The sequence below is a fragment of the Candidatus Chordibacter forsetii genome (assembly GCF_964187505.1).
Classification (GTDB): Bacteria; Verrucomicrobiota; Verrucomicrobiia; order Opitutales; family Seribacteraceae; genus Chordibacter; species Chordibacter forsetii.
Genome location: NZ_CAXLML010000158.1, coordinates 17,979 through 37,689, shown reverse-complemented (window position 1 = coordinate 37,689; position 19,711 = coordinate 17,979). Strand labels below are relative to the sequence as shown.

Annotated in this window: 17 protein-coding genes; 6 read left to right on the top strand and 11 right to left on the bottom strand. The window is 46.9% G+C overall.

Annotated features, from left to right (window positions below; translation table 11 throughout):
• Positions 1–662 (bottom strand): fatty acid desaturase (locus tag ACKPQ4_RS06790; protein ID WP_407680439.1); only part of this gene is annotated, 662 nt, incomplete at its 3' end.
• Positions 663–824: 162 nt separating this feature from the next.
• Here ACKPQ4_RS06790 and ACKPQ4_RS06785 point away from each other — a divergent pair.
• Positions 825–3,494 carry a phosphoenolpyruvate carboxylase gene (locus ACKPQ4_RS06785; protein ID WP_407680438.1) on the top strand — a complete coding sequence of 890 codons (2,670 nt, stop codon included), beginning with the start codon at positions 825–827 and terminating at the stop codon, positions 3,492–3,494.
• Positions 3,495–3,519: 25 nt separating this feature from the next.
• Here the strand turns inward: ACKPQ4_RS06785 and ACKPQ4_RS06780 are convergent, their stop codons facing one another.
• From ACKPQ4_RS06780 to ACKPQ4_RS06765, 4 genes are all read right to left on the bottom strand, one after another.
• The gene (locus ACKPQ4_RS06780; RefSeq protein ID WP_407680437.1) at positions 3,520–4,578 is read right to left on the bottom strand and encodes a hypothetical protein; all 1,059 of its coding nucleotides are present in this window, start codon (positions 4,576–4,578) and stop codon (positions 3,520–3,522) included.
• 96 nt (positions 4,579–4,674) lie between these two features.
• Positions 4,675–7,236: an ABC transporter permease gene (locus ACKPQ4_RS06775; RefSeq protein WP_407680436.1), complete on the bottom strand. Its 2,562-nt coding sequence runs from the start codon at positions 7,234–7,236 to the stop codon at positions 4,675–4,677.
• Entirely contained in the window at positions 7,233–7,910 is a 678-nt protein-coding gene (locus ACKPQ4_RS06770) for an ABC transporter ATP-binding protein (protein WP_407680435.1), read from the bottom strand. Before ACKPQ4_RS06770 ends, ACKPQ4_RS06775 begins: the two co-directional genes overlap by 4 nt.
• Position 7,911: 1 nt before the next feature.
• A complete protein-coding gene (locus ACKPQ4_RS06765; protein WP_407680434.1) occupies positions 7,912–8,610 on the bottom strand; it encodes an arylesterase in 699 nt (232 codons plus the stop codon).
• Between the two features lie 39 nt (positions 8,611–8,649).
• Between ACKPQ4_RS06765 and ACKPQ4_RS06760 the strand changes: the two genes are divergently transcribed.
• From ACKPQ4_RS06760 to ACKPQ4_RS06750, 3 genes are read left to right on the top strand one after another with little or no spacing between them, the layout of a single operon-like run.
• Positions 8,650–9,072 carry a hypothetical protein gene (locus ACKPQ4_RS06760; protein WP_407680433.1) on the top strand — a complete coding sequence of 141 codons (423 nt, stop codon included), beginning with the start codon at positions 8,650–8,652 and terminating at the stop codon, positions 9,070–9,072.
• Positions 9,072–9,215: a DUF2256 domain-containing protein gene (locus tag ACKPQ4_RS06755; RefSeq protein ID WP_407680432.1), complete on the top strand. Its 144-nt coding sequence runs from the start codon at positions 9,072–9,074 to the stop codon at positions 9,213–9,215. The genes ACKPQ4_RS06760 and ACKPQ4_RS06755 overlap by 1 nt, the downstream gene beginning before the upstream one ends.
• Positions 9,194–10,762: an FAD-binding domain-containing protein gene (locus ACKPQ4_RS06750; RefSeq protein ID WP_407680431.1), complete on the top strand. Its 1,569-nt coding sequence runs from the start codon at positions 9,194–9,196 to the stop codon at positions 10,760–10,762. Before ACKPQ4_RS06755 ends, ACKPQ4_RS06750 begins: the two co-directional genes overlap by 22 nt.
• Here ACKPQ4_RS06750 and ACKPQ4_RS06745 read toward each other — a convergent pair.
• Complete coding sequence (locus ACKPQ4_RS06745; RefSeq protein ID WP_407680430.1) at positions 10,743–11,744, bottom strand: ADP-ribosylglycohydrolase family protein; 1,002 nt, start codon at positions 11,742–11,744, stop codon at positions 10,743–10,745. The two genes, ACKPQ4_RS06750 and ACKPQ4_RS06745, sit on opposite strands and share 20 nt — an antisense overlap.
• 78 nt (positions 11,745–11,822) lie before the next feature.
• Between ACKPQ4_RS06745 and ACKPQ4_RS06740 the strand changes: the two genes are divergently transcribed.
• Entirely contained in the window at positions 11,823–12,740 is a 918-nt protein-coding gene (locus ACKPQ4_RS06740; protein ID WP_407680429.1) for a histone deacetylase family protein, read from the top strand.
• Positions 12,741–12,806: 66 nt separating this feature from the next.
• Here the strand turns inward: ACKPQ4_RS06740 and ACKPQ4_RS06735 are convergent, their stop codons facing one another.
• Together ACKPQ4_RS06735 and ACKPQ4_RS06730 are read right to left on the bottom strand one after the other, a co-directional pair.
• Positions 12,807–13,553, bottom strand: a complete 747-nt coding sequence (locus ACKPQ4_RS06735) for a 3-keto-disaccharide hydrolase (RefSeq protein ID WP_407680428.1) — start codon at positions 13,551–13,553, stop codon at positions 12,807–12,809.
• 219 nt (positions 13,554–13,772) lie between these two features.
• Positions 13,773–14,432: a hypothetical protein gene (locus tag ACKPQ4_RS06730; RefSeq protein WP_407680427.1), complete on the bottom strand. Its 660-nt coding sequence runs from the start codon at positions 14,430–14,432 to the stop codon at positions 13,773–13,775.
• A gap of 84 nt (positions 14,433–14,516) precedes the next feature.
• Here ACKPQ4_RS06730 and ACKPQ4_RS06725 point away from each other — a divergent pair, with 84 nt between their 5' ends.
• Entirely contained in the window at positions 14,517–15,485 is a 969-nt protein-coding gene (locus ACKPQ4_RS06725) for a hypothetical protein (RefSeq protein ID WP_407680426.1), read from the top strand.
• Positions 15,486–15,514: 29 nt separating this feature from the next.
• On the opposite strand, the gene ACKPQ4_RS06720 is transcribed toward ACKPQ4_RS06725, so the two are convergent.
• From ACKPQ4_RS06720 to ACKPQ4_RS06710, 3 genes are read right to left on the bottom strand one after another with little or no spacing between them, the layout of a single operon-like run.
• The gene (locus ACKPQ4_RS06720; protein WP_407680425.1) at positions 15,515–16,819 is read right to left on the bottom strand and encodes a toxin-antitoxin system YwqK family antitoxin; all 1,305 of its coding nucleotides are present in this window, start codon (positions 16,817–16,819) and stop codon (positions 15,515–15,517) included.
• A gap of 44 nt (positions 16,820–16,863) precedes the next feature.
• Complete coding sequence (locus ACKPQ4_RS06715) at positions 16,864–17,643, bottom strand: serine protease family protein (RefSeq protein WP_407680424.1); 780 nt, start codon at positions 17,641–17,643, stop codon at positions 16,864–16,866.
• The gene (locus ACKPQ4_RS06710) at positions 17,640–19,595 is read right to left on the bottom strand and encodes a PDZ domain-containing protein (RefSeq protein ID WP_407680423.1); all 1,956 of its coding nucleotides are present in this window, start codon (positions 19,593–19,595) and stop codon (positions 17,640–17,642) included. Before ACKPQ4_RS06710 ends, ACKPQ4_RS06715 begins: the two co-directional genes overlap by 4 nt.
• Positions 19,596–19,711 lie beyond the last annotated feature (116 nt).

The window sequence follows — 19,711 nt, the reverse complement described above, 5'->3', positions numbered from 1 at the left end:
GAACATCCGGCTACTGACATCATTACCAATTGAATGATCAACCAGGGAATAAATCCGAAAATTGCACTCATGCATACACCCCAGGTCAAAAGAGCAAGGTTCATCATCATAACCGATCGTTTTTCGCGGGGTTTTGACTTTTTAGAAGGAAAACGCTCAAGCACGAAAAATAGAAATAAAGGAGCAAAGACGAACAGAATGAATGGATTGCGAACCAGACGATAATTTATCCGGGTAGTACGGGAGGACGCCAGGTATTCCTTGACTGTTAATGTCCAAACATCACCAATACCACGTCTATCCAAATCCCCAGTGGTCGCATGGTGCATCGCATGTTCCCATTTCCAGTGATGGTAGGGAGTGAAGGTGAGCATGCCGGTAATGAAGCCAATCACATCGTTTGCCTTTTTGTTTCTGAAAAACGATCCATGTCCGCAGTCATGGAAAATAATAAATGCACGGACAAGAAATAAACCGCCAAGGATGGCCAGGGAAATCGCAAAAAGCCACGATATCGGATAAACAAAATACAACGCCGTCCAAACCCCTGCCAAGGGACCTAGGGTGTTCACCAACTGCCAGATGGCAGCTTTGCGATTGGGCTTTTGGAAGTCTTCGACTAACTTTTTCCACTCTGCAACTGATTTAGTTTTTTTATTCATAACATAATTTTCCCATTAATTACTACACTCCGCTGTAATACCAACAGGTAAATGTAAAATAGGCAAGTTTTGATCCTTGGTGTGAATTTCTTGAAGAAAGCTTATTGAATCAACTGTTCCATCTTGTCGCCAACCAGTAATACTTTATGAGTTAAGGTATTTATGAACGATTTTAAATCTTCAAACAAATTGGTTTTCGACCGCTCTATAGAATCTGGTCTTGAAAGAGTGCTGGTCGATCACGACTTTCTGGTAATTTCTTTTGCCCGGGTACTCGAAGAATTGGGTGTCCCGGGAGCGGCTAGTCTTTTACGGGAGAGAAATTTTTCCGAACCTGCCAATCTGCTTTCTCCAGAGTGTATACAGGCGATATCTTTTTACTTCCAATTGCTCAACCTGGTTGAGGAACATGGATCGGGCAGAAGTGCCCGTTTGCGGGAGAAGGAACTGGGCGGGGATGCCGAACCCGGTCGCTGGGGGCGTTACCTTAAACAATTAAACGATGCAGGGTATTCTGAAGAGCAAGTACGCCAAAAACTCAAGGATGTCCGGGTGGAACCCGTTTTTACCAAGCATCCAACCGAAGCCAAACGCTGGGCGGTTCTTGGTTTGCACCGTGAAATAGTACGACTTTTGCGAAAGCGTGATGCTGTGGAGACTGTATTTGAACAGGCATTTTGTGAACGCAGTCTGCAGGCTGTGCTCGAACGTCTTTGGCTGACTGGTGAAATTTTTTCACGCAAACCAGAAGTGGAAAACGAACTGGAAAACCTAGGCTATTATTTAAAACAGGTATTTCCCGTAGTCTTTAATAACCTGGATGATCGCTTGCGCCACGCCTGGGAACTGGTATGGCCCGAAGCCAAACCTTTATTGGATAAGGAACTTCCCACTTTGAGCTTTGCTTCTTGGGTTGGGGGTGACCGTGATGGACACCCAAAGGTGACTGCAGAGGTTACCCGAAACACCCTGCGTACATTAACACAGGGAGCGGAAGAGGTTGTTCGTTCCCGCCTCGTTGAGCTCGGGCAAAAACTTGCTTTCAGTCGGACTGGCTTGGCCGCGCCTCCTGCTTTGCTTGCCCGTTTGAAGAACTGGGGAATTCCTGAAGATATCGGAGAACCCTGGAAAGTTTTCGTTTTGTGCATAGCCGAACGTTTGGACGAAGGAATTAAACCCTTGCGGGAAAATTTAGAACTTTTGATTTCCAACCTTACCGAGTCTGGAGCTATATTAACCGTGGATTTGTATGTCCGTCCCGTTTTGCGTTTGATCAATAGTTTTGGGCTTCACCTTGCCCGCCTGGATGTTCGTCAAAACAGCGATGCTTATGACCTTGCCCTTGGACAAATGATGGAGGCTGCAGGCATCGATGATGGGCAAAATTTCCGACAGTGGACCTTAGCCAGAAAGCTTGAATTTCTTAACCAGGAATTGAACCATCCCCGCCCCATGACTCATGCCTCGATGGAACTTCCGGCAGAGGCGGAAGAGGTTCGGGCCACTTTTTCTGAATTAGTTGACCATCTGGATGCTCGCGGACCAGAAGGGCTGGGTTGCTTGGTTGTCAGTATGACTCGATCGGTAGCCGATTTATTGGTGGTGTGTGTGCTTGGAAAAGAGGTCGGGCTTACCCGGGTAAGGAATGGAGAGATGGGCTGTGCGTTACCTGTGGTTCCCTTGTTTGAAACCTATGAGGATTTGGAAGCTGCACCAGGGATTATTGATGATTTTCTTGCTCACCCCTGTGCCCGTGCAAGTTTACAAAAAAATGGATCAATTGCTTCGCAAGTAATTATGCTCGGGTACAGCGATAGCAATAAAGATACTGGGATCATTGCCAGTCAATGGGCTTTGCAAAGAGCTCAAAAGCGCTTGTTGGAAATTGGGAAAAAGCATGGAGTATCCCTTACCTTCTTTCACGGACGGGGTGGTACTGTGGGTAGGGGAGCCGGGCCTACACACCGTTTTCTCGAAGCCTTGCCTAAGAATTCTCTCGCTGGTGGATTGCGTATTACGGAGCAGGGAGAAGTAATCGGGCAGAAATTCAATACCGCAACCACTGCTTCTTCCAACCTCGAGACTTTGCTTGCCGGTTCCCTGGGTGCCCGTTTGCTCAGTAAAGCCAAGGGTGAACCTGCAGAAACGACTGAGGTGATGGATTGCCTGGCCGAATACTCAAGGCTTGCATATAGGGAGCTTTTGGAAACCGATGGATTTGTGGAGTTTTACCGGCAAGCCACTCCGATCGATGCGATTGAACGAAGTCGGATTGGTTCCCGCCCGAGCAGACGGACCGGACAGTCGAGCTTGCAGGACTTGCGGGCCATTCCCTGGGTATTTAGTTGGAACCAGTCGCGCTACTACCTACCTGGTTGGTATGGGGTAGGTGCCGGTTTGGAAGCATTAAAAAATCAATTGCCAGATCTTTTTGCCGAACTTCCCAGTCTGGTAAAAAAGAGTTCTTTTCTTCGCTACGTATTTTACAATGCCGAAAGCAGCCTGGCGAGTTCCGACCCTCAATGGATGGGTGCCTATGCGGACTTGGTTGAAAATACTGATCTCCGGAAGTTGATGCTTGGAAAAATCATTGGAGAACGATCGCTTGCTGAAGAACATTTTACCTCACTTTTTCAAGGAACCTTGCAGGACAGACGTCCCCGCTTTTGGAAAACCCTGCAAGCCCGGGAAGATGCTTTACGCCTGTTGCATGGTCAGCAAATTCGATTGCTCCGAGAATTTCGTGCAGAGGGCGGAGACCAACCGGAACGGGTCGAGCTAATGCTCTTGGTGGTCAATGCAATTGCCAGTGGTTTACGGACCACTGGATAAAAGAATTAACGCAAAAAAAGAAGTGTTACTTCACGAAACGGGCGGGTGCTTCGCCTTCCAAGTTGAGTACAATGGCAATGTTCAGAAAGGTGATTTCGCCCATTGATTCACAATTTTCGAAACGTTTATCCTGGTGCATTCGGGCAAGTTCTTCCCGTAGGCGACGAACTTTTTCATCACTGGATATACGATCCTCGCACATACAGTTGCGCAAACGTTTGATTCGGGTCTGGGAGAAGTTGAATCTTCTTTGGATGAGGGTGCGTTCCTCCCGTTGGTACTGTAAACTGGTATCCCGGTTGATCAGACTGGTACAAAGATCGACCACCGGTAGGTTGTTCTTAAAAAACTGGGGCAGGTAAAAACTGCGCCTGCCTTCATAAGATTGCTGGTCGAAATCAATTGCCCGTACCCGGTACTGGGTATGTTCGAGATCAGGAGTCATTTCCACGACATAATTATAGGCCCGCATGTCTCCTAGGAGACGAACAAAGCAACGTTCGTTAAATTTGATGAATTCCTTGGCCAGTCTGACTTCGTTCAATTCCTCGCGCTTTAAATAATTACGGATAAAATCGTCCCCGGGTACTCCGATGATATGCTCCTCGATGAGGGTGTCTTTATCCACCTGGAAATTGATCTCGTTGGGGGAGAGTAACTGTTCAAGTTCGAGACCGTACACCCTGGAGGCATCCGCTTTCTTAACGTAAAAATAGTCGTGATTGTCGTTGTACTGGTTGACGATACGAATACGGAAAGGCTTGGTATTGCCAAAGGTACAGTAATCTACCCGGTCGACATAAAGGTTGGGCAGGATGCGTTCATCCCCCCCTGAACGTAGCAGGACATATATTTTTTTTAATCCTTCAAATATTTCCCGGCCGTAGTTCTGGTCATAGACCATCGTTTGCCAGAGGGTATCCTCGTTCTTGGCATTGACCACCGGGAAGGAATCTTCTGCCTGGAGCAGGTTTTCATAATGCACCGGGAGGTCGAGTTGACGTTTGTAATCTTTGAGGTAATCGCGCAGGGGATCGTTTAGCGGAAAGAACTTTTTTTTCTGCTGCTGAACTTCTTCCTTCATTGGGATTGGATGGTGCTACTCATAGAATTGATCAGGTTACAGGTTAAGCAAACGAAGTCCGATCGACAAGGGGCAAAGCAGCCTTAAAACCTGGAGTTAGCCTTCGCGGAGTAAACGGGCGGGTTTTTCCCGCAAGGCTTTTCGGGCTGCAAAATCTGCAGTGATTACGGAAAGTCCTACCACACAAAAAATTACTACCAATGGAATGTCCCAACGAAAGCTCCATACCCGATCAAAAACTTGAGCAGATAGAAGATAGCTTGTGCCTATACTCAGGCATACCCCAATGGTGGCAGCACTTGCACCCAATATTCCAAACTCCATCCATACCTGACGGCGCAACTGCCCACTTGTGCTACCCAGTACTTTTTGTAAATTCATTTCCCAACTCTGGCTCCGTGCCTTTTCCCTGACTACACAGTAAAGAATGACGAGGCCGGCAAGAATGGAGAGGCCCGCCATTACCTGTAGCGCCCAGGTCATCTGACCGACCACATCGAGGATCTTTCTTCCCGTTCGTTCGACATCGAGGATGGAGACCGTGGGAAACTTATTCACTAATAAATCCTGGACCCGGGCCTTTTTTTCTTTGTTTAAATGATGAAGGGTTCCGAGAAAGGTTTTGGGTGCCTGCTCCAATGCACCCGGTTGCATTTGTACAAAGAAATTCGGTTGAAAACTCGTCCAGCGAACCCTCCGCAAATTGACCACCTTTGCATCGATGAGAATACCAGACACTTCAATGGTCATGTGATCGTTCAAACTCAGCCCGAGGGCTTTGGCGTATTTGTGCTCCACCGAAATTTCTGCCGGTCTGCCTGCTGCAGGATCAAATACTCCGGAAAAGGGATGTCCGGCAAGCAACTGTTCGCTTTCCAAGAGGTTCTTCCGGTAGCTAAGGTTAAAACTGCGGTTGCGAAAGGCATTGCGCCTTTGTTCATCAGGGTTGTTCAGTTCTTCTTCTTGTCGCTGAGATTTTTCGTAAGCTATACCCTTTAGCGATTTAATCTTTCCCCGAATCCATGGGGTGATGTTACCCAATGGTGTCCCTTCTTTTTCCAAAAGGGATTCCACCCCCTTGAGTTGTTCTTCTTGTAAGTCGAAGAGAAAAAGGCTGGGTAAATCGCCGGTCGGATCATCGAGTCCGATTTCCTTACCCAGTCCATGATGAGTCTGGGGAATCAGGGTAATGAGGAGTACACCCAGTCCGATAGCGAGAAAGCCGGTAAGGGCACCCGCACGGTTGCGGGCGAGCGAACGGGCTGCCAGCCGAATAGATAGCCGGGAATGTCCAAATAACTTTTCTCCCAGTCCAAATCCGAAGCGGGCAAGGAGGTAGAGCAGGATGAGGGAGCCGAGAAAGCAGCCAAAAAATACATTGGCCAATTTATCGGAATGTGCCTGAGCCAGGCACAAGCCCCAAAAGGCAACGAGTCCGGGCAGAGCAAGCAAGAGATTCATTCGCGAAGGTTTCGATCCGGGACGCACCGCTTCCTGGAAGAGTTCAGCAGGCCGTAAACGACGAACCTTGCGTAAGGCGGGCAGGGCAAGCAACCAGCCAGATCCCATAGCTACCGCAAAGGTAAGGAGTATGCTCCGTGAGCTCACCCATACTTCAATTTTTGAACCAGTCATTTCTGAAATTATTCCACCGAGTCCGGGGAGTAAAAGAGAACAGGCAAGGGTGGCAGGCAGTGCGGCAAATATACCCAGCAGTAAAAGCTGAAGGAGGAAAATACGCAGGGCGGTCTTTCGGGTTGCTCCCAAGCTTACAAGGGTCGCAAGCTCGGGCATTCGATGGGTGAGGAATCCATGAAAAAGAAAACCACTCCCCAGGCAGGCAAGAAACAGGGCGACCAAAGAGACCAGAGATAAAAAGTCGGAAAGGTAGCGTAAGAGTCGTCCTGCCCGGTGACCCGCTTGGCGATGAGTGAAGGTACGGACCTCTGGGGCGCTGAGTGCCTTTTCCAGTCCCCGCCCGAAGGCGTCTGAGTCTATACCTTTGGGTAGTTGAAATAAATGGGTGTGGTAAGCGAGGCTGCCTTCGCCAAGTAAATTGGTATCATTCAGGTATCTCCGGCTGATGAATACTTTTGGGGCAAGATCAGTCGGTTGAAAAGTCAAGCCGGTCTCTTCCTCAATGAGGTCAGCAATTCGAAACTTCGCCTCTCCCAACTGTAGTTCCTCTCCTACTTTAATTCCAAGTTGGGACCGGGCTTCCGGGTAGATCCAGGCAAGCCTTTCCTCATGGAGGAGATTGATTTCGTCCCCGCTTTTTTCCCCGCCCTTTTCAAGTTTGAAGGTTCCATGAAAAGGAAATCCCGGATCTATTGCCACCACCTTGACCAGGCGGCTACGCCCGGTGGGACCGGCTGCCATGGAAAAAAAATCGACCGCCTTTGCCTCCCTAGTTTCAGCGGGCAGGGTATTACGAGCCAGTTTAATTTCCTCTTCCGTGATGACCCGTCTTGCCCGGATGGCCAGGTCCGCACCCAATAATTCCCTGGATTCATTCATTACCTTGGACTCGATGGATTCCCGAAAGGCATCCACTACCACAAATCCGATCAATCCAAGGGCGAGATTAAGGCTGTAAAAAAAACAAAAGGATCGACTGTTTCGCATCTCCCGCCATGCCTGGCGCAAAATAAAACTCATTTGGTTAAATCTTCAAGGGTTCCTTCGTTAAGAAGGAGTGACCGGTCGCAACGATCGGCCAGTTCTCGATTATGGGTGACCAGAACCAGGGAGGTAGTATGTTCCCTGCATAAATTAAACAGGATATCCATGACCTCATCTCCCGTCTTTTGGTCGAGGTTGCCCGATGGTTCATCCGCGAGGATGAGAGCAGGACGGGTGACCAGAGCCCGGGCAATTGCCACTCTTTGACACTCTCCGCCGGACATTTCCGAAGGGAAATGGGTGGCCCGGTGATCAAGTCCCACTTCCTTAAGCGCGGTTCGGGCCCGATCCGAAAAGTCGGTAGTTTCAAGGATTTCCAGTGGGAGTCCGACATTTTCGACCGCAGTCAGGTTGCGCATTAAATGATATTGTTGAAAGACGATACCCAGTTTTTCTGAGCGTGTTTGGGAGAGTTGATCTTCGTTGATCTTGGCAAGGTCTGTCCCATCGATTTCAACAGTTCCTGAGTCTGGATTGTCCAGGCCAGCGAGCAGGGAGAGTAGGGTGGACTTCCCACAACCGCTCGGTCCGAGGATAGCTACTTTTTCTCCCTGAATTACTTCGAGGTCTAAATGCTCGAGTACCTTTACTTTATGGTTTCCCTGTTGGAAGGATTTACAGGCTTGGTGAACTTTTAATATGGGGTGCACTTCAGTTATTTGGAAGATGTTCGATCAAGTGTGTATATACGGTTTCGCAAATTACACGCTGACCGGCTGGGTTGGGATGTATCCGGTCTGGCAGGTTCATGCCTGGTTTTCCACCCACTCCCTCAAGTAGGAAGGGTAGCAGGGGAACTTTTAATTCATTGGAAAGTTCAGGGAATATTTTTTCGAAGTCTCGCAGATGAGCAGGGCCGTAATTCGGGGGGAGTTTCATCCCCGCAATCATTACCGGTACCTTTTTTTGAAGAGCCCGTTCGATAATACTTTTTAAATTTTGTTTGGATTCTGCAGGAGGAATGCCACGCAATCCGTCATTTCCTCCGAGAGCGACGATCAAATAATCCGGTGGAGATTTTAAATGCCAGTCGATTCGGGAAGCTCCCCCACTCGTGGTTGATCCGCTAACTCCACCATTAATTACCAGGTAATGGCGCTGTTCGGGAAGTAGGCTTTTATTGAGTTTTGCTTCAAGCAGGGAGGGGTAAGCCTGGGCTGGTGACACCCCATAGCCTTCAGTCAGGGAATCACCAAGAATGAGAATGCGAAAAGGGTTTTTGTCTGATTGCTCTTCGGCCGGGGGGATCGAATTCGAGGCTGGAATTTCTTCTACATTCGAGCAGCCCGTTATAAAAATGAACAGAAGTGCAAATTGCCAAAGGTTTGCCCGTTTATGAATCTTTACCATATTTGCATTAGTGCCCTATATCTATTATCAAATTTTATTATGATCATTGTCCTCGAATTTTTGCACGAACATGCATTGAGTATCGATTTTGCCATGTTCATACTTATAGGACTGGTCCAAGTAATCGTCTACCCGGTTTTTCGGGAAATTCCTCCAGATCGATTTGCGAAATGGCATCCACGATATTGCAATCAAATCGGCTGGTTTGTACTTCCCTTGATGATTGCCCAGTTGTTGGACTCCGTAAGCAATTGTTTTTTTATTGCCGACGATCTTTCCTGGGGTCGACTGCTATGCGTGCTCTTTGCCTGGGCGGTCACCTTTCTGATTTCTGCACCCTGTCACCGAAGGTTAGCAAGAGACGGTAAAACCGATGCGGTGGTTGACCGGTTAATCCGGACGAATCTTTGGCGGTTAGTTGCTTGGGCTGGTGTTTTGGTAATCTCCTGGCTGCAGTATTAATGGCCCATAAAAAAGCCCACTTGCAAGTCAAGGACTGTGCCCATTGTGGCCGTCCTTTTCATAACCGTAAAAAGTGGATTCTCCGGGGTATTTGGGATCAGATCCTTTATTGTTCTGAAAAATGTCGGCGCTCAAAGAAGTGACCGAACAACTGGTTAGGCGAACCGTTTGGTGGATCAAGCGGGATTTTCGGGTTTCGGACAATCATTGCCTCTTCCTTGCCACCCAGACTTCGAATGAAGTGATTCCCTTTTTTTGCTGGGAACCAAGTGTGCTTAATGGTGAGGATTGTGGAGTCTTTCATTTGCAGGCCCAGTGGCAGGCATTGCGTGGATTATCTGCCAGTTTGGAAAAGCGTGGTTCTGGGATGATTGAACGGGTGGGAGAGGTGGTGGACGAGTTGGAAACTCTTTTCCTTAGCCACCCCTTTGAGCGTTTACGCTCTTACCAGGAAACCGGAAACGATCTGACTTTTCGTCGTGACCGGGCAGTACGTGCCTGGTGTAGGCAACGTGGAGTCGAGTGGGTTGAATCGATTGGCACATCGGTTGTTCGTGGATTATCTGCTGAGCAAAAACGCCAGGTACCTAGAAAGGGTTCACGGGGTCGGCTTGCGGTTCTTCCCATTCCAAGGAACCTTTGTGCTCCCCAAAAATGTACTTTCTTTTCCCCTCCGCGGGAATGGCCAGATCTACTCCGTTATTTTCCCAAATTTTCGGGTGGTCTTTCCTCTTCCTTACAGGTGGTGAATGAACGCTCAGCCTGGGATACCCTGAATTCCTTTCTCCAGGAGCGTGGAGTTGCTTATTCAGGCGGTATTTCTTCTCCCAATCGTGCGTTTACTTCTGGTTCCCGGTTATCTCCCCACCTTGCCTGGGGTACGATTAGTTCGGGTAGTGTCTTTGAGGAACTCGATAGAAGGCGGGAGGAAATTAGTTTGATCAAAGGGCCTAATCCATGGAGGCGTAGTTTACGTGCTTTTGAATCCCGCTTGCATTGGCGTGACCATTTCGTCCAACGATTGGAGGGCAGTCCGCAGATGGAATTTTCCGCACTAAATCCAGCCTATGATGGAATCGAGTATGAGGATGACTCCGAACTTCTTACTGCATGGACCGAAGGGCGTACTGGTTATCCTCTGATTGATGCCTGTATGCGTTGCCTGGGTGAAACTGGGTTTATGAACTTTCGTATGCGGGCAATGGTGGTGAGCTTTGCCTGTTTTGGAATGCATCTTTCCTGGCGTACCATTCATGGCCCACTTGCCCGGATGTTTCTCGATTATGAGCCGGGTATCCATATCTCCCAGTTGCAAATGCAGGCGGGTATTACCGGGATCAACGCTATCCGGGTGTACAGTCCGACCAAACAATTTTTGGATCATGACCCAGAGGGTACATTTGTAAAAAAATGGGTTCCTGAGTTAAGGGAATTTACTCCTGCAGAAATTGCATACGCGGAAGAGGTAAGACTAACTGATTATTCTCCTCCGGTAGTTTGTATAAAGAAAAAAAGCAAACAAATGAAGGATCGTATCTATGAAATTAGACGCAGTATAAGTGGGAAAAAAACATCGCAGGAAGTTTTACAAAAGCATGGATCGCGAAAGGGAACAGGACGGGTGAAGCGAAAAAAGTCCACCGACCTTTCAACCGGTCAACTTGCTTTGTTTAAAGACTCAAGCCCTTGACCGTTCGGAGGTCGCAGCGCAAATCCTCCATTGAGACCAAATCCCTTAACCATTTTCTAGGTACCCCACATCCAATACCAAGGGAGGCTCCTACCACGACTGCCCGATGGCAGTTGTCCCCACCCACCTTCGCGTTTTGGAGAAGGGCGAGGGAGAAATCGTCGTGATATTTCCAGGCGAAATAAAGGGAGGCTACAAAGGATTCGGGGAGGTAGCATGCGGTGGAAAGTTTTTCACCCACCACTATACGATCGGGCAAATCAACCCAGTTCATAAATTTTGACACCGAAACTCCAGGTATAGGAAGTTCAGAAAGTACCTTGCGGATGGGCACACCATCTGCGACATGCAGAAGGATACGGGTAAAGTCGGCTGCTGCCCGCAGGGAATATTCGTGGTCATGAGTAGCCCGAACCAAGGCGACTGCAAGTTCGATCAGTGTGGCAGGGTCGGTGATTTCGAGTGCTTCCAACCCAGCGAGTAGTCCGGGTATAAGGCTGAGTGCACCAATATGTAAATCTGCAGATCCACAGGACCTTAGGCTCTTCCCCCGGGCGTAGTGGGCGAAGAAATTTCGGTGGTATTCTTCCGCGTAGGTGTCGTGGTGCCATCCCGGAGTGAGCATAACCTCGGCATACCGGGCAAGCCATTCATCAAGGTCAAAACTACCACGAAGAATGATCCAACGGTAAAGTTCGACAGAGAGTTTTAGGTTTAAAGTATTTTCGCCTGCCTGAAGGAACTGGTGGTAATGAACACCTCTTTTGCCCCAGAACTTGGCCTGGTCGTGTAAAATATCTGCCTTTGGACCAATGGGTTCATATTTGGATCTCCACAAAATACTATCCGGGTGGGGATTGCGGGGAGCTAAGTAACTGTCAAAATCACCGTAATCCCGGTCGAGGGCGTTGCGATCATAGTACCAATGCGCGGGCATGGCGATAGCGTCGCCAACAAGGGAACCAAGAAATGCGTTTTGCATGCTCACAATATTAAGAATAAGTAGTTTTGTAGGATGGACAAATTTGAACAACACAAAAGCCACTCATCAGAGTCCTGTATGACTTTGTTTTATGACGAGATTTATTCGTCGGGACTTGATCGTACTGCCCGTTTTCCTGTGGATCGCTACTCTCGCATTGCCGAAAATATCCGTCTGAGGGACAAGGATGGTTTGATTGAAATAAAAAGCCCAAGGCTGGCTCAGAGAGAAGAAATTTTACTCGCTCACGATGCCAGCTTTGTTGATCGTTTCCTCTCCCAGTCTTTGTGCGAAGATGAAATCCGACGGATTGGGCTGCGTCCGTGGAAGCCGGAAATCGTGGAACGTACACTTCGCCTGGTCGGAGGCGCCCTCGATGGCCTCGACCTTCTCGCTAAAGGTTTTCCTATTGCTGGAAATATGGCAGGAGGTACCCACCATGCTTTCCGGCGAGAAGGGGCAGGCTATTGTATTTTTAACGACCTTGCTATCTGTGCAGAGTTTGCCCTTGGGCGCGGACAGGCGGAACGCGTTCTGATTCTTGATCTCGATGTTCACCAAGGGGATGGGACGGCAGAAATTTTCCAAGGGGATGATCGCGTGTACACTGTTTCTCTTCATGGGCAGGATAATTTTCCCTTTCGAAAAAAAACCAGTGATCTCGATCTCGGCTTCTCCAAGGGGGCAGGGGATGAAGAGTTTTTGGACGGCCTTGATCGAACCTTGGCTCAATTAAGTGATCAATCATTTGACCTCATATTCTTCCAGGCGGGAGTGGACGCGTTGAGTGCGGATGCTCTCGGATTATTAAACCTGACTCGAAAGGGGATGAGTCAGCGGAACGAACGGGTTTTTGATTGGCGTCACAAACTTGGAATTCCCATGCTCTTGTTCATGGGTGGTGGATACTCCGACCCGATTGACGATACAGTGGATGCTTTCACCGATTTGTTTTTTGGAGCGGCCAGGGCGTACCAATTTGCCGTTCGAGCGTAGGTAGGGTGCTTTTTAATTTGTTTGCTTTTTCAGGTTTGATCAACCTGAACCATCCAAAAATTGGTGTTAATTTTGATCAATCATCCAGATATTTCGAAAGCGAACATCCTGGCCATGTTCCTGTAACTTTAAACCTCCAGGAGCAGGGGTTATTTTGATTCCTCCATTGGCTTTTTTGACTTCAATATCATCGTGCACCTTTAAGCCATTCCACCATACTGTGGCCCGTGCATTGGCGATTTTTTGATCGCCTTTCCATTTCGCATTTTTGAAAAGAAAGTGAAATGCATGCCATTGCCCATTGGGCCTCCAGGCATTGGTGTCGGGCACTCGGTCCATACAGAAAGCGGCAATCCCATGAGGTCCAATCTTCCAGTTGTATGGATCAAGCAGGTCTTTATTTTTGGGAGACTCGATTTGAATTTCATAACGGTTTTGCATGTAGACTCCGCTATTTGTATATCCATCCACTTTTCCATCACCTCTTGCACCCATCATTACAAATTCTACATGGCCTTCGTAATTGGAATATTTTTTCTTGGTTACCAAATCATGTGTTCCCCATCTCTTACCTCCATTGGCCATTAAAGTTTGTCCATTTCCCTTGGGGTCATTCATTATTTTCCAGGTGATATCCATGCTCTTATCTGGCCACATTTCCCAGTTCTTTTTTACTGATTTTATGGTTCCATTGAACAGAATATCAGCGTTCTTTGGAGCTTTGCATCCAATATCCTTATTCTGATTATATCCGCTTCTTTGTTCTGGTCTTTTAACCTCGCTTGCTTCGGTTATGAAGGCTGTGAAAAGCATTGAAATTAACACCAATATGTATTTTTGGTTATGTTTTTTCATCAATAAAATTTGTAGATGTTTGGGCTGGTGGTGGGAAGGTTAACGAGAGAATCCATAAACCTATGTTTTAATACTGCCCATGAGAATAATTCATTGGCAACTTATTCTTTGCAGGTAGTTCCCATTTAAATTTTTCAGGTCCTTTGGTTAAAGTGGTCTGGCCCTCAGGCAAATCATTTATTCAGGTTTTAAGCTGGTATTGATATCATTTTTTTCTGGATCTACTTTCTTTTTTTTGGGGAATATTTTTTGTAATACAGAAGTAAAAAAAAGACCCAGGTGCATACAGGTGGGCAAGGCTGCGGATATTCCCATGATCAGGCCGAAGTATATATTCTTGGCATTTTCACGACCAGTGGGATCCTGGATTGCCTGAATTGCCCGGTTCGTATATTTTGTTCCCCGCTCTGCAAGTTGTTCAGGTGCTGTTTCCCACAGGCTTATCATCCATCCTCCAAAGGTAAAAACGAACAATACCCAAAAGGTTGCGAGTACTGCAATGATCAGATCGAGGGAGAGGTGAAAGACATATTCCGAAGTCTTATTGGATGCGAGTGCACGCCGGATAATCCAAATAGTTGCAAAAAAAGACAAACTGTCAAACAGGGCACCAAAGATTCCCACAGGTATTTGTAATTTTACGTAGTGAGATGCCTCATGGGTCATCATGTAATAAGGAAAGGCGGTGTAAATGGCCAACCAGTAGCAAGCGACATTTAAAAAAATGAAGAAACCAAAAAGGATAGGGAAGAAAATCCTGATCGATCCACGTTTGCGTTCATAGATGTCGAGGATTTTGTGCAAGGAATCTCTCCACTGAGAAATAATGGTATTCACGACTTTGGGAATAGCCTTAACTTTTCAAACTTACAATGCAGATCTGCTTGATTGTATATGGCAAAGCTTACTAGATATAGAGAAGTGCTGTATCTTTCAACATTTCAAAAGGGTGCCTTGGTTAAAAGGTTTTGGTGCGGACTCGTTTTTTGCACTGGGCTTTTACAAGGAGCGATGTGTGTGGGAAATACCGGAACTATGGAAGGTATTTTGTCTTCCAAGGGAGATACCTGGATTGAGGTTTTGGACGATGGGAATTATTTACATCGATTTATTCCGGAATGGATTGGGCAAGGGCCTGCAAATGGAGGGAGTTTTAAGCCGGAAACAATCTTACTTCTCAACGATTTGGTTGTGGGAAACCGAATTTCGGTAAGATGGTCCATGGACCAGCATCTTAGGTTAGTAGGTGCCCAAATTTTGCCCCCGAAAACACAGGGGGGAATCTTTATCGGTTATATACTTAAAACCAGCAACCGATGGATAGATGCACAGAATATAGACGAAGGAAAACCTTGGCGTTTTTATTTGCCATGGGTTGGAGGATATCCAAGCGAGGGAGGAGGGTATGATTTACAGATTTTACGGGATTTGAAAAACCGAAACCCCACAGACCCAATTCGATTCTCCTGGAAGTATAGCGGTCGTCCAACCGTGGTTTCCTTTTACGAGGAGGTCCGGGATTCAATTACCCCATTTTGGGTGGGTAAAAAGCTTCCCAGTCCCCAAAGGATAGGGGTAGAAGCCAAGCCAACCAAGCTGAATGAAGTGGATGGGGAAAAGGTTTCTGCTCCGGCTAACCCTTTTGAGCAGTTAAACCAGGGAGCTAATAATTTGGCGAATCCGTTTGACCAAGTTAATCAGTCAACCACTCAATCTGCTAATCCTTTTGATCAATTAAATACTGAGCCTGTACCGACAGTTGATAAAAAACTTAGTCCGTTTGATCAGTTAAAAAGTCCTGTTGTACCAGCAGTTGATAAATCGGCGAATCCATTCGAGAATTTACCTCTTCCTAAAACGAGCCCATTCGATCTAATTGAGCAAAAGTAGGAAAAAATTAGTAAAAAGCTATTAGCTTATTACAAACCTTTTAACTGCAGGTAAGGGTCGTTTTGAGGGTCGCTTGGATCGTCACGGATGATCAAGTTTAATCCACTTGAAATGGTCCATTCGGATGCGGTTGCATCACCAGCATCCCAAGATCGGTGAATTCTCTTCCTCTTTTTAAGAATGCGTTGTTCTAGGTCCAGGTTATTTTTTCGATTTAAATTACTCCATAGGATGTCGCGTATTTCACCATTTTTATTAAGGGCGATAACTTGGACTGCAGCACCTCGGGAAGTAAGGGATAGAAGGTTTGGGTCGTCAGATAAATCTTGGGTTAGTACAACTTCCTTAGCCTTTTTAACTGCTTGATCTCGGTAAGCTTCAAAATTGGCGGGGTATCTACCTGGGAGAATATTCCCATCCATATTTCGAACCGCAAGTTCAACAATTTCAGATGACCAAACAGGAGAAATTTTCCCACCTCTTATATCCACACAAAAAACCTTGGCTGGAAGATTTTTGGGGTTTCGGTAAGCGGGAATTTCTTCTATGGCGAGGTAGCATTCGTCAATCGCTTTTGATAACCCAAAAGAGTTGGGTTCGTGAATGGTTTCGAGTGGTTTGTTATCTGGCAGATAAACAACTAGACCTTCAGTTCTAGGGTAATAACAAACTTGGTTTCCAATTAGCCTGCCCTGTGCGTCAAACCTTCCTTCTTCTTCCAGTAAGTCCGCCTTGGTCAAAAACGGATGTCCTCTGGGGTGAAAATAAGTGCGGTAAGGACCTGTGGGAATTCCCTTGGAAAAAGTGGCTTCCAATCGGATGTTGTTTTTTACGGGGATTTCACCCGGCTTCAAACCGTCCTCTCTTAATTTATTAAAATACCTGAAGATCTCGGCATTGGACATCGGATAATAGAAAGACATGTTTCCTTCAAGTTCGTCCTCAAAGTAATTTTTTTCGTACAACAATTCCCCCGCTTTCCCATAAGCCCTAAATGAGCCTTCTCTTTTCCCGCGCTCAAAAAATCCAGTCAGTTTTTTTAAGCCGTTTGATTGCCAAAAAAAGAAGGATCCGTGCCGTAATCCATCGACGACTCCAATCTCGAATTTTTTTTCACCATTTGAATGGTTCTCAATTACCCGGGCAAATTTCCATTTCCCGACCGGTTCGTCTTCGCCTGCATAGTATAGTCGGACGATCCCCTTTTCATCTTTACGATACTCCAGTCTTTCCGTGCTTACTTCTTCTTCATTGGAACAGCCTCCCAAAAAGAAAACTCCAAAAAGTCCGAGCAGTTTGAATTTTTCCCGTTTGGCAAATTTAAAAAAGTTCACAGTCAATCAATACATTTTCTTTAAATCAGTGGGCAACGGCAAACTTACTCGGTTCGCTCTCTGACTTGCCGGGCAATTTCCATCACATCAAATGCCGGTACGGTTATTACACCTGATGGTCGGCCTCCTTCCTTACGAAAGGCAGTCACCCCAATCCATTTGCCATGGCGGTCAAATACAGGGGTGCCAGGAGTTACATTCTCCACAACCAAGTAGTCCCTGGGTTTATCAATTACTGCATTTACCCAGCCTCGTTGCAAGGTGGACTTTCGATATAGGTTTCGACCAAGTTTGCCTAAGGAAACCACTTCATCAAGTGTTTCGATATTCGGGATTTCTAATTCATTGTATTCAACAGCAAGAAACTCCTTGGGTATTGAATCGTTGGAATCAGTTGGTAGGGGACGAATAAAAGCAAGGTCGAGGTCCTCGTCCTTAAGTAAAAAATTTGCCGGAACTTCGGAACCATCCTCCAATAAAATCAGAACTTCGGTGTAATTCACATTTACATTTCCCGGACTTCTCATCCTTGCCAATATCGAATCTGTCGGGTCGACTTGATTTAAGGATAAAACGATCAGTCCGTCCTTGCCAATCACGGTGCCGAGTGCCTCAAGTTTTCTTTCAGATGGGGGGAAGCTCCGGCCTCCGGAACTAACTTCGATGCGTACGGTTACAGATACCCAGGTTACGCTATCGGATTTTTTTTCCAGGAGTTCCTTCCAAATGGAAACCGGCGAAGTTTTTTCATCAGCCCATAAATTACTGGCGGGATTGATTAAAAAAAGGGCTGCCAAAAATAGCCCGGTATTAAAGAATTTCATAAGGCTTCCCACTCTGGTTGCAGTTCGATAAAGAGGGTGTGGATTCCCCGTTTTACAAAGAAAACAACCTGCTCAGGCTGTTTTTTGATCAAGTTGGTCATTAGGCGTTTAATCTCATCGATTTGATTGACTGAATGATGGTCAATTTTAAGGAGCAGGTCGCCCTGGCGTAACCCGGCCAATGCGGCCCATCCGGCAGACTCTACATTTTCAACTAAGAGGCCGTTTTCCTCTGCATTAATTCTCATAAATACTCGATCAGCAAAGGATAATTCACGCACCGTAAATTCGAGATTTTTCTCCTCGTATTCCGGCATTTCATTTCCGGGTTTTGGACGTTTGTCCAAAGTTGCATTGACCTCCATAATTCTACCTCCTCTCCAGACCTCTACTAAAATAGTGGAATCAATCCGATATTGTTTGATCATATTGCCAAACACTTCCACATCCTCCGGTCGATAAGCTTGTATGAGTTGACCGTCGATTCGGAAGAGTAAATCACCGGGGAGTAACCCCGCGCGTTCGGCTGGGGTATTTGGAAAGACTTGGGATAAGCGGACCCCCCGGTTGCTGGTTTCCAGGCCCAACGCCTCAGCCAGTTCATGGGTAAGTACCTGAGTGCTCACACCTAACCAAGGTTTCCACGCCTCAAGGGGTCGCTTTTCCTCAGCTTCTGGTCCAATTTTGATCACGGTTAAATAACTCGCCAAGTTTCTTTCGAACCTTACCAAAACGGGGACGGGTTCGGTTTTCCCTTCGGTTAATTCCCGGGAGATTGTATGCAGGTCTTCGATTTTGGTCAGGGTTTGACCGTTTACTTCGACCAATACATCATTCTGTACCAGCCTTGGCTTTGCACTGAACGAAGGTCCGCCTTGGGCGACTGAGTGTACTTGTATTCCAAATTTTCCTTCCCTACGAGCTTCCAACGATGATAGGAGGGTAAAGTCTCTCAGAGTCAGTCCCCAACTTTTTAGTTCTTCTTCTGGCTGATAGGCGGGTTCACGTTTTGCTGTGATTAACTCCCAGTTAATGGACTGCTGATCGCGAACTCCCTTGACCTCAACTTTTTTTCCCGGCGGAATGGATGAAATCATTTGATGAAATGGAGGAAGGTCCTCAGGGATCTGTGCCTGTACAGTTTGCTGAGCAAAGGTGGTAATAAGATCTCCAGCCAAAAAACCGGCAGTTTGCGCAGGGGAACCATCAATGATTCCCGAAACTAAAATCCCGGGTTTTCCTTTTTTGAGAGAAGGTTGGCATTCCAATCCCGTCCATGACCTTTCAACAAAGCCTCGGGTAGCAAGCTCTTGGGAAACCTTTTGGGCGAGATTGGATGGAATGGCACCGCCTAGGCTCGCAATGGCAACTTCATTAATCCCAATGATTTCGCCCGCAGAATTCACGAGGGGTCCTCCGCTGTTTCCCGGGAATATGACCGCATCATGACCGAGCCAGCGGACCAACTCTCCCACATTTTCGCCATCCAGCCGAAACGATCCTCTCCGGTTTGAGATTAAGGCAAGGTTGGAAACAATTCCTCGGGTTACCGATTGAGATAATCCTGCCGGACTTCCCATCGCAAAGCAGGCATCGCCTACCTTTACCAGATCTGAATTCCCAAAGACGGCACTTTCAACCGGTGGGGAGTTCGGGGGTCTTTCTTCTAATCTCAGGCGGAGTACGGCCAGATCAGTAAGGGCGTCGGCACCTAGTAAATCAGCCCCGACTTCTTCGCCATCATGAAATCGGCAAGTCAGCCTGGTTGCTTTTCCAGCCACATGGTGATTGGTCACAACCAATCCAGATGAGTCGATAATTACTCCGCTACCGGTGGATCCCGATTTTAACATCCTTCCGTTGGACCCTCTTTCCGAAACCACTTCGATTCGGACAATTGCCCGGTAAACCGAATTTACCCGGTCATTAATTTCTTTGATTTGTTTTCCCACTAAAGGATAGAATCCTGGTAAACAGAGAAACGATAAAAGGAATAGTTTAAACGGTTTTGGCATACCTTTAATGCGATACCAGTTTGAGAAATAGTTGAGTTATTTGCAAATACACA

Bases quoted from the DNA above. Each gene is read 5' to 3' on its own strand.
- ACKPQ4_RS06785 (WP_407680438.1), top strand. From the start codon at position 825: ATGAACGATTTTAAATCTTCAAACAAATTGGTTTTCGACCGCTCTATA.
- ACKPQ4_RS06780 (WP_407680437.1), bottom strand. From the start codon at position 4,578: ATGAAGGAAGAAGTTCAGCAGCAGAAAAAAAAGTTCTTTCCGCTAAAC.
- ACKPQ4_RS06775 (WP_407680436.1), bottom strand. From the start codon at position 7,236: ATGAGTTTTATTTTGCGCCAGGCATGGCGGGAGATGCGAAACAGTCGA.
- ACKPQ4_RS06765 (WP_407680434.1), bottom strand. From the start codon at position 8,610: ATGGTAAAGATTCATAAACGGGCAAACCTTTGGCAATTTGCACTTCTG.
- ACKPQ4_RS06760 (WP_407680433.1), top strand. From the start codon at position 8,650: ATGATCATTGTCCTCGAATTTTTGCACGAACATGCATTGAGTATCGAT.
- ACKPQ4_RS06755 (WP_407680432.1), top strand. From the start codon at position 9,072: ATGGCCCATAAAAAAGCCCACTTGCAAGTCAAGGACTGTGCCCATTGT.
- ACKPQ4_RS06750 (WP_407680431.1), top strand. From the start codon at position 9,194: ATGTCGGCGCTCAAAGAAGTGACCGAACAACTGGTTAGGCGAACCGTT.
- ACKPQ4_RS06745 (WP_407680430.1), bottom strand. From the start codon at position 11,744: ATGCAAAACGCATTTCTTGGTTCCCTTGTTGGCGACGCTATCGCCATG.
- ACKPQ4_RS06740 (WP_407680429.1), top strand. From the start codon at position 11,823: ATGACTTTGTTTTATGACGAGATTTATTCGTCGGGACTTGATCGTACT.
- ACKPQ4_RS06735 (WP_407680428.1), bottom strand. From the start codon at position 13,553: ATGCTTTTCACAGCCTTCATAACCGAAGCAAGCGAGGTTAAAAGACCA.
- ACKPQ4_RS06715 (WP_407680424.1), bottom strand. From the start codon at position 17,643: ATGAAATTCTTTAATACCGGGCTATTTTTGGCAGCCCTTTTTTTAATC.